This is a genomic window from Mesobacillus sp., from assembly GCF_049588175.1.
In the GTDB taxonomy this organism is placed as follows: domain Bacteria; phylum Bacillota; class Bacilli; order Bacillales; family Cytobacillaceae; genus Mesobacillus.
Genome location: NZ_JBAVFI010000457.1, coordinates 1 through 13,168 on the forward strand (window position 1 = coordinate 1; position 13,168 = coordinate 13,168).

General features: G+C 44.9%; 10 protein-coding genes. 7 read left to right on the plus strand and 3 right to left on the minus strand.

Translation table 11 applies throughout. From position 1 onward, the window contains the following. Window positions 1-325 (plus strand): ABC transporter permease (locus WB217_RS11150; RefSeq protein ID WP_423993300.1); only part of this gene is annotated, 325 nt, incomplete at its 5' end. Window positions 326-342: 17 nt separating this feature from the next. Next, window positions 343-1,242: an ABC transporter permease gene (locus tag WB217_RS11155; RefSeq protein WP_423993301.1), complete on the plus strand. Its 900-nt coding sequence runs from the start codon at window positions 343-345 to the stop codon at window positions 1,240-1,242. A 44-nt stretch (window positions 1,243-1,286) separates the two neighbouring features. Here WB217_RS11155 and WB217_RS11160 read toward each other — a convergent pair whose 3' ends face one another. The 3 genes from WB217_RS11160 to WB217_RS11170 all read right to left on the minus strand — a co-directional run bounded on the left by WB217_RS11160 (window position 1,287) and on the right by WB217_RS11170 (window position 8,987). Continuing rightward, the gene (locus tag WB217_RS11160) at window positions 1,287-2,369 is read right to left on the minus strand and encodes an aromatic acid exporter family protein (protein ID WP_423993302.1); all 1,083 of its coding nucleotides are present in this window, start codon (window positions 2,367-2,369) and stop codon (window positions 1,287-1,289) included. Between the two features lie 505 nt (window positions 2,370-2,874). Next, a complete protein-coding gene (locus tag WB217_RS11165; protein WP_423993303.1) occupies window positions 2,875-7,344 on the minus strand; it encodes a glutamate synthase-related protein in 4,470 nt (1,489 codons plus the stop codon). A gap of 347 nt (window positions 7,345-7,691) precedes the next feature. Then, window positions 7,692-8,987, minus strand: coding sequence for a glutamate-1-semialdehyde 2,1-aminomutase (locus tag WB217_RS11170; protein WP_423993304.1), 1,296 nt, complete (start codon window positions 8,985-8,987; stop codon window positions 7,692-7,694). A gap of 177 nt (window positions 8,988-9,164) precedes the next feature. Here WB217_RS11170 and WB217_RS11175 point away from each other — a divergent pair, with 177 nt between their 5' ends. The 5 genes from WB217_RS11175 to bcp all read left to right on the plus strand — a co-directional run bounded on the left by WB217_RS11175 (window position 9,165) and on the right by bcp (window position 12,884). Next, window positions 9,165-10,169: an ABC transporter ATP-binding protein gene (locus tag WB217_RS11175; protein WP_423993305.1), complete on the plus strand. Its 1,005-nt coding sequence runs from the start codon at window positions 9,165-9,167 to the stop codon at window positions 10,167-10,169. Between the two features lies 1 nt (window position 10,170). Beyond that, window positions 10,171-10,962 carry an ABC transporter permease gene (locus WB217_RS11180; RefSeq protein WP_423993306.1) on the plus strand — a complete coding sequence of 264 codons (792 nt, stop codon included), beginning with the start codon at window positions 10,171-10,173 and terminating at the stop codon, window positions 10,960-10,962. A 3-nt stretch (window positions 10,963-10,965) separates the two neighbouring features. Continuing rightward, the gene (locus WB217_RS11185) at window positions 10,966-11,751 is read left to right on the plus strand and encodes an ABC transporter permease (protein ID WP_423993307.1); all 786 of its coding nucleotides are present in this window, start codon (window positions 10,966-10,968) and stop codon (window positions 11,749-11,751) included. A gap of 169 nt (window positions 11,752-11,920) precedes the next feature. Next, the gene (locus tag WB217_RS11190) at window positions 11,921-12,328 is read left to right on the plus strand and encodes an ion channel (RefSeq protein WP_423993308.1); all 408 of its coding nucleotides are present in this window, start codon (window positions 11,921-11,923) and stop codon (window positions 12,326-12,328) included. An 88-nt stretch (window positions 12,329-12,416) separates the two neighbouring features. Continuing rightward, complete coding sequence (gene bcp, locus WB217_RS11195) at window positions 12,417-12,884, plus strand: thioredoxin-dependent thiol peroxidase (RefSeq protein ID WP_423993309.1); 468 nt, start codon at window positions 12,417-12,419, stop codon at window positions 12,882-12,884. The last annotated feature ends 284 nt before the right edge of the window (window positions 12,885-13,168 follow it).

Sequence of the window (13,168 nt, forward strand, 5' to 3'; positions counted from 1 at the left end):
GATGCGTTCTGATTTTATCAGGACAGCAAGGGCGAAAGGGTTGCGCATGTTCTGGGTTGTCTATAAGCACTCCCTGAAAAATGCTGTCATTCCTGTATTGACGATTATCGGATTGCAAACAGGTCTCCTGCTTGGCGGTGCAATCTTAACGGAAACAATCTTTAGCTGGCCGGGTATTGGCAGATACATTTACGAAGCGATCAATTATCGAGACTATCCGGTAATCCAGTCAGGAATCTTAATCATTGCATTGCTCTTTGTGTTGATCAATCTTGTCGTTGATTTATTGTACGCAGCAATTGATCCAAGGATCAAATACCGGTGATGAAAGGGGAGATTTAGATGGAGATTTCAACTCAAAAACAAATACAGCCGCCTACCATGCAGGTAGAAGAAAAAGTGGCGTCTCCCTGGGCAGAAGCATGGTATAGTTTCAAGAAGAATAAATTGGCACTTGTGGGTACATTTATCGTTTTGTTTTTTATTATGCTTGCAGTATTTGCCCCGCTGATTGCTCCAGAAGGAATCAATGACCAGAAAATGTCAGTGCGCCTCCAGGCTCCTTCAGCTGAACACTGGTTTGGGACCGATGATTTTGGCCGGGATATCCTTTCGAGAGTTATCTACGGTGCAAGAATATCATTATGGGTAGGAACATTTTCCGTAATGGGCTCGATTATCGTTGGTTGTCTTCTCGGAATACTTGCAGGCTACTATGGAAGATGGGTAGATTCCATTATCTCCAGGATTTTTGATATCATGCTTGCCTTTCCTAGCATCCTGCTTGCGATTGCGATCGTAGCTGTGCTTGGACCATCGCTCCGCAACGCGTTGATTGCAATTGCTATCATAAACATACCGACCTTCGGAAGGCTGATTCGTTCCAGGGTGCTCAGTGTAAAGGAAGAAGAGTATATCATGGCCGCCAAGGCTGTCGGGATGAAGGACAGCAGGATTTTATTCCGGCATATCCTGCCTAACAGTATGGCTCCAATCATTGTTCAGGGTACACTTGCGATTGCGACTGCAATCATTGAAGCAGCCGCATTGGGCTTCTTGGGTCTAGGGGCAGAAGCACCGAACCCTGAATGGGGCAAGATGCTTGCTGATGCAAAACAGTTCATGATTCAAGCCCCTTGGACAATGATATTCCCTGGCTTGGCCATTATGCTGACGGTTCTTGGTTTTAACCTGATGGGCGATGGACTAAGGGATGCGTTGGATCCGAGGATGAAGAATTAGCGATTATAAGGCAAACGAAAAAGCAGCTGATAAACCAGCTGCTTTTAAATTTCTGTCTTTTGTTCAATACTCACATTGTTATCGTCTTTATGGTAAGACTGGAAGCTTGTAATAAGTGTGTCGAGATGCTCCACATTCTCCCCGTATTCCATGATAATGGAAACAAGCTGCATGACATGGTATAACATTTGGCTGTTCGTTTCTGCAAGATCTTTTTTTTGCGCTAAAAACAGATCAAACAGCTGTTTCTTGTTCAGGCAGACCTCGCCTTCCATGTATGAGGCTTCAGCGCGGATTTTACCCGCGAACTTCAACATGACTTGTTCATGGTGATTAATCAGGCAATCAAGCTGATGCTGGAGAACGTCCTGAAAATCGATCGGCATCTGGTTGAATTCATTTTCATAGCGATGCAGCCTTTTCAGGGTTTCCAAAGATTTTTTTGTTGTGTTGATCATTTGTCTATAGATAACAAGCTTTCTGGATTTGGCGAGCTTGTTATTTTTAAAATAATCACGTTCTTCTCTGTACATCAGGTACAACTGGTCAAGCTTGATGAGGCCTTCGCGCATTTTTTCAATATCTGCCTTCAGGAGCTGGTGCTCTGAAGCGTGGCGCGTACTTAACCTGATCCATTTTGTAATTTCCTCTGATAAAATAGTGTTTTTGTAGTAAAGCTTATTTTCATATCTTGGCGGCAGGAAAACAAGATTCACTATAAAAGCTGAAACGACCCCTAGCATGATCGTTGAAAAACGAATCAGTGCAAATTGGATAAAGTCCTCACCAGGCGTTTCCATGATGGCAATCAATGTGACCAGCGAAAGGGAAATGGTGTTTTCAAGCTTTAGCTTCAAGTTAAGCGTGATGACCAGCACTGCAGCAAGGCCAATGATAAAATGACTGTTGCCGAACGCCATTACGAACACAACCGCAGTTGCTGCGCCGATTAAGTTACCCTGGACATGTTCAATAATAGAAAGATAAGAGCGGTAAACAGTTGGCTGCAAGGCAAAAATCGCCGCGATTCCTGCGAAGACAGGAGACGGAAGGTTAAAAATCTGTGACAGAAATAAAGCGAGTATAATGGCTATTCCCGTTTTTAAAATGCGGGCACCAAGTTTCATTGAGAGTGAATTCCTTTCATTAGAGATGATGATCGTACATCCCATTCGTTATACTTTAAACCATTTTGTTAAAAACTAAACAATAATGTACTATACAATGGTTGGCGCAGAAGTTCAAGCGACAAATTTACGAAATACGAGCCTATTTTCAATGTAAGTGGTTACATATTTAATTATGAAGTTTGATTTTGAGCTAAATTATTAACGGAATGATTTCCTTAAAATAATATAAATAAAAAACGGCCAAATCGGGCGTTTTTTATTTGACTGGTTCGAAAATGGGGCTGTTGATTTCCGTTCAAGGCGCTTCGCTTTCCGCGGGGCGTCCGGTGAGCCTCCTCGTCGCTTTGCTCCTGCGGGGTCTCACCCGGGCCGCTGAGCCCGCAGGAGTCTGCGCGCCTTCCACTCCAATCAACAAGTTTTCAATAACTGATCGGCTGAACTGAATATTTGTCGACAAACTGAAAAACGGCCAAAAAGGCCGTTTTTTTCGTTAATAAAAGTATTATTCAGTTGAAACCGCAGGATCTGCTTGCTCTTTAACCGGTACTACCTGAATGAAGTGATCCTCCGGATGCTCAAGCATAAGTGCAAGAGCGCTTGCCTCGTCTTTTTGTCTATGGCGTTCCAGCATGGCGACGTATTGGCTAAGTAATTCTTTTACATCTTGAATGCCTTTGGCGGAGAGTGTCTGGATGGATACCTTCGCACCTTTGGCGATCCGGCGGGAAATGGCTTCTTTCGTCAGTCCCATTTCTGGCTGGTGTCGTAAGTAAACAACACCTCCGGTCATACCTGCGCAAATCCATGGCCCTGGATCTCCAAGGACAAGTCCGCGGCCATTTGTCATGTATTCAAATGCGAAGCCTTTAATATTGGCATTTGCACCGATATTGCCGTATTCCTTTTCTGGGATAGGGTTTTTGACAAGGCCGCCAATGATCATGTCTGCACCCGATAGGCGAATACCAGCACGCGCATCAGCATTTCCCTGTGCTACTAGCAGACCTTTTTGAGCTCCGTAGCCAAATCCTTTTCCAACGGAACCGTTGTAGAAGCCGCCATCCTTGCCAGGTGATTTGGCAATCAGAATCGTGCCGCCGAAGGAAGTTTTTCCGACACCGTCCTGACTGCCGCCATCAATTTCAATGTTAATGCCATCTGTATTGTAAGCTCCAAGTCCATTACCAAGGATAGAACCCTTGTATCTGAGTGATACTGGCTGAAGCTTTCTGTATGAGCCGTCTAATCGTCCGCGGACACGGTGGCAGGAAACCCTGCTTGCAAGTACACGCTGTTCTGCGGTAACGCTCGAGAATTCACGTGACTGGTGAAGCTCTTCATCTACCGCATCTAGATACTCTGCTCCAGCAGCTACCTGAAGCTGGGCCGATGCCAGCGCAGAAGCAGCTTCCTTCTGGTACGATATTTGACCGATTTCCAAAGGTTTCAGCAAGTATGACAAATCAAGCAGATCTTTTCCCTTGATTTGCTCCAAAAGGTCTGAGCGGCCGACTGCATCCTGTAAATTACTGATACCTGCAGATGCTGCCAGAGCTTTCAGCTCATTTCCAAAAGCAGTGAACAAGTTCATGATTCCCTGGACCGCAAGATCGAATTGGCGCGGTACGAAACGGCGTAATCCATGTTCCTTTGCCTGTGCTTCAGAATCAATCTGTGTAGCGATTCCGACATGGCAAGTATCAAGGTGGCAGCCACGGCAAGTCGTACAGCCGATCGCAAGCATGGATAAGGTACCGAAACCAACACGGTTTGCACCTAGAAGCATGTACTTGATGACATCCTGGGCGCTTTTCACACCGCCATCTGCCCAAAGCTCAACATTGTCACGCAATCCAGCTTCCAAAAGGGCATTATGTGCAGCTTTAATTCCAATTTCAGCTGGAAGGCCGACAAACTGAAGGGCGTGGATACGGGCTGCTCCTGTGCCTCCATCAAAGCCGCTCAACGTAATGATGTCTGCGCCTGCCTTCGCGATGCCGACTGCAATCGTACCGATATTCGGAACGACCGGTACCTTAACGGCTACACGAGCCTGGTCATTGGCTGTCTTGAGTTCGTGGATCATCTGTGCCAGGTCTTCGATTGAATAGATATCATGGTTGTTTGATGGTGAAATCAAATCTGAACCAATTGTTGCGTTCCTTGCTTCCGCTATTTTAGCTGTAACCTTTGAGCCAGGCAGGTGTCCGCCTTCACCAGGCTTCGCTCCCTGGCCAATTTTAATTTCCAACAGGTTGGATGAGTTCAGCAATTCAGCATTCACTCCGAAACGTCCTGAAGCAACCTGCTGTCCTCGTGTACGAGGGTATTTGCCAAGCATATCCTTTATTTCGCCGCCTTCGCCATTCATGCTGATCATGTTAAGACGGTCAGCTCCTTCAGCATAAGCACGGAATGCGATTTCATTTTGCGATCCGAAAGACATCGATGCGATAACAAATGGAAGGCTATGCTCGCCAACGCCGATTTCGACTTCAGTTGGTGAAAAAGTTGAGTCAGCCTTTTTTAGGGCAGTCAAATGACGGATGGTCGTCGGATTGCTTTCTTCCTGTTCGGTAATTTTCTCACGGTAAACACTGTAATCCCCTGTAGAAGCAACCTCACCGATTGCCTTCCAGATACGAGGGAAGAGGTGGAACGTTTTTCCGATACGTTCTTTTTCATTCTGGAATTCTTCCGCCCTTGCAATCGCATCCTCTTTCATCGCTGCAAAATCATATGCAAGTTCATTGGATCCGAAGAAGTTGACAATGGACAAGTAATCCGAGACTTCATCGTTCAGGCCGATTGCTGAAAATAAACGGCCATATCCGCGTAATTCATGGATGCCAATTGTTGAAATGACTTTCTCCAGCCCTTTTGTCAATGCACTGTATAGATTGACAAGTGGTGTGAATGACTCATCAAGCACGGTCATGAACATATAGTAAGGGCTGATCGCGTCTGCTCCTAGTCCGAGTGCAACGACAATGTCATGCAACGAACGAAGGGAAGCCGAACGGAGCAAGAGCGAGCAATCGCGTCTCAATCCTTCCTTCACAAGTGCCTGGTCAATCACAGACACAACCAAATGCGGATCAAGCCATAATGCATTCTCCTGATGAGCCATTGCATCATCTAAAACGAGAAGTGTCTTGCCGCCTTTTACTGCATGAACTGCTTCTGAAGCAAGCCGTTCGAGCGCTTCTTTGACAGTTTCTTCGCTACGGAATACTGTTTCAAGATAGGCAGCTAATTTATTATCCTGGTAGCATTGGATGACCTGGTCCATGCTAGGCTGGGCTGTCTGCAATGAAACCTCGTAGCCAGCTTTACCTTCCACAAGGAGAGGAGTGAGCAATTCAACCACTTTGCCTGTTTCGGTTTTGCCGAACAGGGAAGGACGTTTCCCTAGTACCGTTCTTGTAGAGAAGTGCTCTGCTTCACGATCTCGGTCAATCGCCGGATTCGTAACAACAGCGACACTTTCCTTGATAAAATCAGCAATATTTTTCCTTTCGGGATTCAATGCTGCCAGTGGCGCGTCATGTCCAAGTGAGCGGATTGGTTCCGCACCTTTTTCAGCCATCTGTTCGACTAGCTGGACATGGTCTCGTTCCCAGCCGAATGCTTTGTATTGGCCGTTATGGATTTTATCTGGGTGAGTCATTGTCACGGTTTTAGCAAGCTTAGGGCCTGCCAGGCGATGGCGCGCTTCTTCGAATGAAAGTCGCTGTGAAAAACGCTTGTAAACCTCGCCCTGGAACCGTGAGTGCTCGTAGACTTCAATGTTGTCGCCGTTCCACTTCAAACCTACTTTTTCACCGGGAGCTAATGGCTTAGGATCGCCTGTATATTCAGTCGAAGGAATGATCCCTGGTTCGGAAGAAAATAAATAAGAGCTGTTCGTTTCAACCATCCAAAGCGGACGAAGGCCAAGGGCATCAACACTGAATACTGCTTCGTCACCAAATCGTGAAATGATTCCCGCAGGTCCCTGAGCAAAGTGGCCCCATGCCTCGCGAATATACGTATATAAATCCTGCAGATGTTCTGGATATGCCTTTATTTCATTGATGATCGGCGGGAACATCATGTCCATAGCTTCGAATAGCGAATAGCCGTCACGGCAGATAAACGTTTCAAGAGTTCTGCTTAAATCCTGTGAATCGCTGCCGTCTTTTACAAGCGGTACATTGACCATGCGAGCCTCATCACGGAGCCTGGCGATCGTGTTGATTTCACCATTATGCCCGAGGATGCTGAACGGCTGCACACGGAAAAAGCTTGATAGAGTATTAGTTGAGTAGCGATTATGTCCGAGAGTCATTGTTGATGCTACAAGCGGGCTTGCCAGGTCATGATAATATTTCGGCAGGATGTCTCCGGCGCCCATAACCTTATAAACAGCATGATACTGACTTAAAGATGCCACATGCACCTGTTCGTTTTTCTCAAAATCTACAATCATATTAAACAAATTGCTGGAAAGCTCTCTGTTTGTCTGTTCAGCAAGACAAGCAAACTGCCAGAATACCGGGTTTTCCTGGATGGCGATTGGTCCAAGTGCTTCTGAATTTGTTACATCTACTGATGAAAAGACAAGCTTCATGCCTTGATCCGCAAGTTTTGCTTCAAGCTCATCCTGAATCGACTTTGCCTGGTCAGTCCGTGAAATAAAAACATGTCCGACAACAAAATGATCAGTGTCAACCACACTAGGGTCTACTCCAGCGTTAGAAAGCTTTTCCTTCCAGATTGCACGAGGGATATCGATATGGATACCTACACCATCACCTTCGCCATTAATAAAACCTGCACGGTGATTCATTGTGACAAGACCATCAATACAGTGGAATATATTCTCTCGGGTAGGGATCTTCTTTTTTTCTATGCTTGCCACAATTCCGCAGGCATCATGTTCGTGTCTTGAAAAATCTTTAAATTGGGAAGGGGTCCATTGTAATGTCATAAGTTTCGGCTTGTAAAAGGGGATCCTTTAAGCCGGTTCACCTCCTGAAAAATAATCTATGGTTAGATAGTTTGATAGCTTTGTACTTGAGGGTAAAACTGTTTTGACGGGATTTTAAAGCAGGAATTAAGTGGCCATGTATATGGCGAGTTTTAAGAATAGTTAAAAACAATCATATCATAAGAATTTTCAGAAATCAATTATTTATACAAAACTTTGGATAGCGGTAAATATAGGATAGATAATAGTTTTATTCAAATATGCCTGACGATGTAACCGTTTTCATTTAAAAGTAAAAAAATAACAGGAGCCAACCCGGCTCCTGTTATGTATAAAAACTTGTATAATTATTCATTTGCCATTGTATAAAATGCCTGATCAACTGCATGGAGAGTTGCCTCGATGTCTTCCTCAGTGTGGGCAATCGTAACAAACCAGGCTTCATATTTAGAAGGTGCAAGATTGATTCCCTGTTTGAGCATCAGGTTAAAGAAACGAGCAAACATCTCTCCGTCCGTGTTCTCCGCTTGTTCATAGTTCTCTATTTTTACATCTGTAAAGTAAATGGTTAAAGCGCCCTTCAAACGATTGATTGTGATAGGGACTCCATGCTTGCTTGCGGATTCCGAAATACCTTCCTCGAGCATTGCTCCGAGTTGATCCAGGTATTCATATACACCGTCCTGCTTAAGAACCTCAAGACAGGCAATCCCTGATAATATTGATGCTGGGTTGCCAGCCATCGTTCCAGCCTGGTATGCAGGTCCAAGCGGAGCTACCTTTTCCATGACTTCAGCACGGCCGCCGTAAGCGCCAATTGGTAATCCTCCGCCAATGATTTTTCCCATAGCTGTCAAATCTGGAGTGATTCCAAGAAGGTCCTGGGCACCTCCGTACATAAAGCGGAAAGCAGTAATGACCTCATCGAAAACAATGAGTGCTCCAGCCTTATGAGTAAGTTCCTTCACTTCTTCCAAAAATCCTGGCTTCGGCTCGACGATACCGAAGTTGCCAACAATCGGCTCCACAAGTACAGCTGCGATTTGGTCTCCCCATTTTTCAAGAGCTTCCTTGAACGGTTCGATATCATTAAATGGCACAGTGATGACTTCCTGGGCGATGCTTTTAGGAACGCCGGCTGAGTCAGGAGTCCCTAGAGTAGATGGGCCGGAACCTGCAGCTACAAGGACAAGGTCTGAATGTCCATGGTAGCAGCCTGCGAACTTGATGATCTTATCACGGCCAGTATAGGCACGGGCAACACGGATTGTTGTCATTACAGCCTCTGTGCCGGAATTGACGAAACGGACTTTATCAAGAGCTGGCATGGCTTCTTTCAGCATTTTTGCAAACTTGACTTCATGAGGGGTAGGAGTTCCAAATAATACGCCAGTTTCGGCTGCCTTTTTGATCGCTTCCGTTATGTGTGGGTGAGCATGTCCAGTAATGATTGGACCATACGCTGCCAAGTAATCGATATATTGATTGCCATCGACATCCCAGAAGTATGCCCCCTGTGCGCGCTCCATTACAACGGGTGCACCGCCGCCAACCGCCTTGAAAGAGCGGGAAGGGCTATTGACGCCTCCGACAATGTGTTCAAGTGCTTCATTATGTATTCGTTCAGAATTGGTTCTTTGCATGGTAAAACCTCCTATATGTATCTGCTTTTTTATTTTATCATTAATTATCATTTTTATAGATTGTTTCACTTGTCTAAAAACAGGAAGGATTATCTTTATGAAAAAATTTAGGCATAGCATTTGTTTTACAGCATCAGATTGGCTAAACTGTTTGAGGGAATAAAGGAGGAAATAAATATGAACGCCATTGAAGTGAACGGGCTGCGAAAAGAATTCAAGGCATATTCAAGCCGATCCGGACTGTCGGGGGCTTTTCGCGACCTTTTTACACGTAATTATAAAATTTTGCCGGCTGTGAACGATATCAGCTTTACCGTCAAGCAGGGTGAGATGGTCGGCTATATCGGTGAAAATGGGGCTGGTAAATCGACGACCATCAAAATGCTGACTGGCATCCTGACACCGACTTCCGGAGGGATCATTGTTAATGGGATGAACCCGCATAAGGAACGGGAAAAATTTGTTCAGACAATCGGTGTCGTATTTGGGCAGCGCTCACAGCTCTGGTGGGACATTGCTGTCCAGGAGTCATTCCGTCTCCTGAAAAAGGTCTATAAGGTCTCGGATGCCCACTATAACGAGCATATGGACCATGTTATCAAGACACTGGATATTGAACCGCTGCTGGATAAGCCGGTAAGGAAGCTGTCGCTTGGGCAAAGGATGCGATGTGAGCTTGCAGCCGCGCTGATTCATAATCCGCCGCTGCTTTTCCTGGATGAACCGACGATCGGGCTGGACGTACTAGTCAAGCTTAAAATCAGAGAGTTTCTAAAGGAAATCAACGAAAAATACAATACAACGATCCTGCTTACAACCCATGACCTGACAGATATCGAGGCCCTCTGTGAGCGAGTAATCATGCTGGATGAAGGAAACATCATTTATGATGGCGCCCTGAAAAGCTTGAAGGAAAAATGGGGAGAAGGGAAGGAAATCAGCTTTGAGTTCCTTGAAAAAGGTGACATTAACCGACTTGAAGCATTGACGACCGATCTTGGTGTGAAATGGGAACTGGATGAAAAGGACCAGGTCTTCACCGCAATAACCGGTGATGATGAAGAGGTTGTTTCACAGGTAATTGCCCGTACTGTGGCTGCCTATAAGGTAAGGGATGTTAAGATCAATGAACCTTCCACGGAAGAAATCATCCGCAATATTTATGATAAAGGGATGGCGTAATATGGATAAGTACATTGAGATGATTCGCATCCGTTTTTTGATGATGCTTGCATACAGGACCAATTATTACACGGGCATTTTAATATACAGCATCAATATCGGGGCTTATTACTTTTTATGGAATGCCATTTACGGCGGCAAAAGTGAAATAGAAGGTTTATCCGCTGTGCAAATGACGACCTATGTTGCAGTTGCCTGGATGGCAAGGGCATTTTATTTTAATAATATCGACCGTGAAATGGCAACTGAAATCAAGGAAGGCAAGGTGGCAGTCGAGCTGATCAGGCCTTACAGCTACTTGGGAATGAAAACGATGCAAGGCCTTGGAGAAGGGATTTTCAGATTGTTTTTCTTCTCGGTGCCAGGGATGCTGATTGTCGCGCTGATTTTCCCGCTTGAATTCTCGGCAAATCTTACTTCATGGGGATTTTTTGTGATTTCGATTATATTGAGCTTCTTAATAAACACACAGCTGAATTTGCTGACGGGGATTACCACTTTCTTCTTATATAATAATACAGGCTTAATCCGGGCCAAGCGGGTCCTGATCGACCTTTTCTCTGGACTGCTGCTTCCGATCAGCTTTTTCCCCGGCTGGTCTCAGGAAATCATGAAGTTTCTTCCCTTCCAGGGAATCAGTTATATTCCGAGCATGATCTTTACGAACGGCTTCACCGGGAGTCAGGCAATCGAGGGCTTGATGCTCCAGGCTGTCTGGGTGCTGATATTAATTGTCCCTGTTCAGATTTTATGGATCATCGCGAAAAAACAGCTGATTATACAAGGAGGGTGACGTGTGTTTTACGTAAGAATGTTTTTTCAATATGTCGCCCAATATATGAAAACAAGGCTTGAATATCGGGCAGATTTATTTGTTGAGATTTTTTCGGACCTGCTGTTCCAGGCTGTGAATTTGATTTTCATTCTGGTGGTGTTCGATCATACAGAATTTCTGAATGGCTGGAGCAGGGATGAAATCATCTTTATATATGGTTTCTTCCTCGTCCCATTTGCGCTGTTCTCGTCCTTTTTTAATATATGGGACTTTAATGAACGGTATATCGTAAAAGGGGAACTTGACCGGATCCTAACCAGGCCAATCCACAGCCTGTTTCAAGTGATTCTTGAGCGGATGGAGCTTGAGTCATTGTTTGGTGCTATAACCGGTCTGGCGGTAATGTTCTATGCAGGCGGGCGTTTGAACCTAGAGTTCAACTGGTACGATCCGATCCTTTTTATCGTGCTTGTACTTGGTGGAGTTCTCGTATATGCGGGCATCTTTGTAATGATTGCCTGCATCAGCTTTTGGGCGGATGCACGGACTTCGATCATGCCAATGATGTACAATATCGGCAATTACGGACGCTATCCGGTGGATATTTACAATAAGGCGATCCGCTTCGTATTGACCTGGATTTTGCCATTCGCCTTTGTTGGAGTTTACCCTGCCGCCTACTTCCTTGGGCGGGAGGAGTGGTTCGGCTACTCTTTTTTTACGCCTGTGATCGGGCTGATCTTTTTTAGTTTATCTGTTGTGATTTGGAACGAGGGCGTGAAGAGATATAGGGGAGCCGGAAATTAAATTGTTTTAAGAAGCCGTGGCATTTTGGATGCTGCGGTTTTTTGTGTTGTATTACAGATAATGTAAAAACTACACATAGTGATTTTTTCTGCTGGATGGACTTGCTTGCATACTCTCATATCCCTGAGCGTATAGTTGGAGTGAGAGATGCAGGAAAAGAGGATGGGAAATGCATTTTTATCTATCAGTGAGCATTATCATTTTAGCAATCTTCTTGAGTCTTAAGACACTGTTTGTTCCTCAAAAAATCATAGGTAAACAGGTCTCACTTGAAAATTTCCTTACCCTGGCCCTTATTTATGCGACGGTGATGGCCGGATTTGGTTTGCTGTATTATTTGCTGGATTTAAGAGGCTTGTGGGTGCTGGCAGATGGCAGCATGCGTCTTAGTGTTTCGTCATATGAAAGAATGGCCACTAGTATGTACTTTAGCGCCATCACATTATTCTCAGTAGGATACGGGGATATTTCCCCGATTGGGATCGGCAGGATCATTGCCGTTTTAGAAGCGTTGATTGGCTATACAATTCCTGCAGCTTTTGTGACGAGAGCTGTGTTTGATCATAAGAAGGCATAGTGACTGTTGAGTTTATCTATCTCATTTGTATTCCTGGCAAAGATTAGATAGGCTATAGTAAATAGCAACTATTTTTGGAGGGATGCAAATGTCGTTAGTATTAGAGGGAAAGGCTCCGCAATTCGAATTGCCAGCCAGCAATGGTGAAATTGTAAAGCTATCTGATTTTAAAGGCAAGAATGTTGTGCTTTACTTTTACCCGAAAGATATGACCCCTGGGTGTACAACTGAAGCTTGTGACTTCAGGGATCACCACGAAAGCTTTAAAGGGTTGAATGCGGTCATTCTTGGTGTCAGTCCGGATCCGGTTGACAGGCATGAAAAGTTTATTGAGAAACATGGACTGCCGTTCTTGCTTTTAGCGGATGAAAATCACAAAACTGCCGAGGATTATGGTGTCTGGACGTTAAAGAAAAACTTCGGCAAGGAATATATGGGCATTGAGCGTTCCACATTCCTTATTGATAAAGAAGGGAACCTTGCTAAGGAATGGCGAAAAGTGAAAGTGAAAGGTCATGTAAAAGAAGCTCTCGAATTTATAAAAGAAAAACTTTAGTTAAGGCTCTGTTAAAGCTGAATGATGATTTTTGAACTCTGTTGATTGTAGTGGAAGGCGCGCAGACTCCTGCGGGCGCAGCTGGTCAGGTGAGACCCCGCAGGAGCAACGCGACGAGGAGGCTCAGCGCCAGCCCCGCGGAAAGCGAAGCGCCTGGAACGAAAATCAACAGCCGTGTTTAACAGAGCCAAAAAAATAAAACTTGGCGATTTGCCAAGTTTATTTTCCTTTATTAAATATTTTTCAGGATCTTTGCGGGATTGCCTGCCACTATTGAATTAGCA

Coding starts and splice junctions, on each gene's coding strand:
- WB217_RS11155 (WP_423993301.1), top strand. CDS start 343: ATGGAGATTTCAACTCAAAAACAAATACAGCCGCCTACCATGCAGGTA.
- WB217_RS11160 (WP_423993302.1), bottom strand. CDS start 2,369: ATGAAACTTGGTGCCCGCATTTTAAAAACGGGAATAGCCATTATACTC.
- WB217_RS11165 (WP_423993303.1), bottom strand. CDS start 7,344: ATGACATTACAATGGACCCCTTCCCAATTTAAAGATTTTTCAAGACAC.
- WB217_RS11170 (WP_423993304.1), bottom strand. CDS start 8,987: ATGCAAAGAACCAATTCTGAACGAATACATAATGAAGCACTTGAACAC.
- WB217_RS11175 (WP_423993305.1), top strand. CDS start 9,165: ATGAACGCCATTGAAGTGAACGGGCTGCGAAAAGAATTCAAGGCATAT.
- WB217_RS11180 (WP_423993306.1), top strand. CDS start 10,171: ATGGATAAGTACATTGAGATGATTCGCATCCGTTTTTTGATGATGCTT.
- WB217_RS11190 (WP_423993308.1), top strand. CDS start 11,921: ATGCATTTTTATCTATCAGTGAGCATTATCATTTTAGCAATCTTCTTG.
- bcp (WP_423993309.1), top strand. CDS start 12,417: ATGTCGTTAGTATTAGAGGGAAAGGCTCCGCAATTCGAATTGCCAGCC.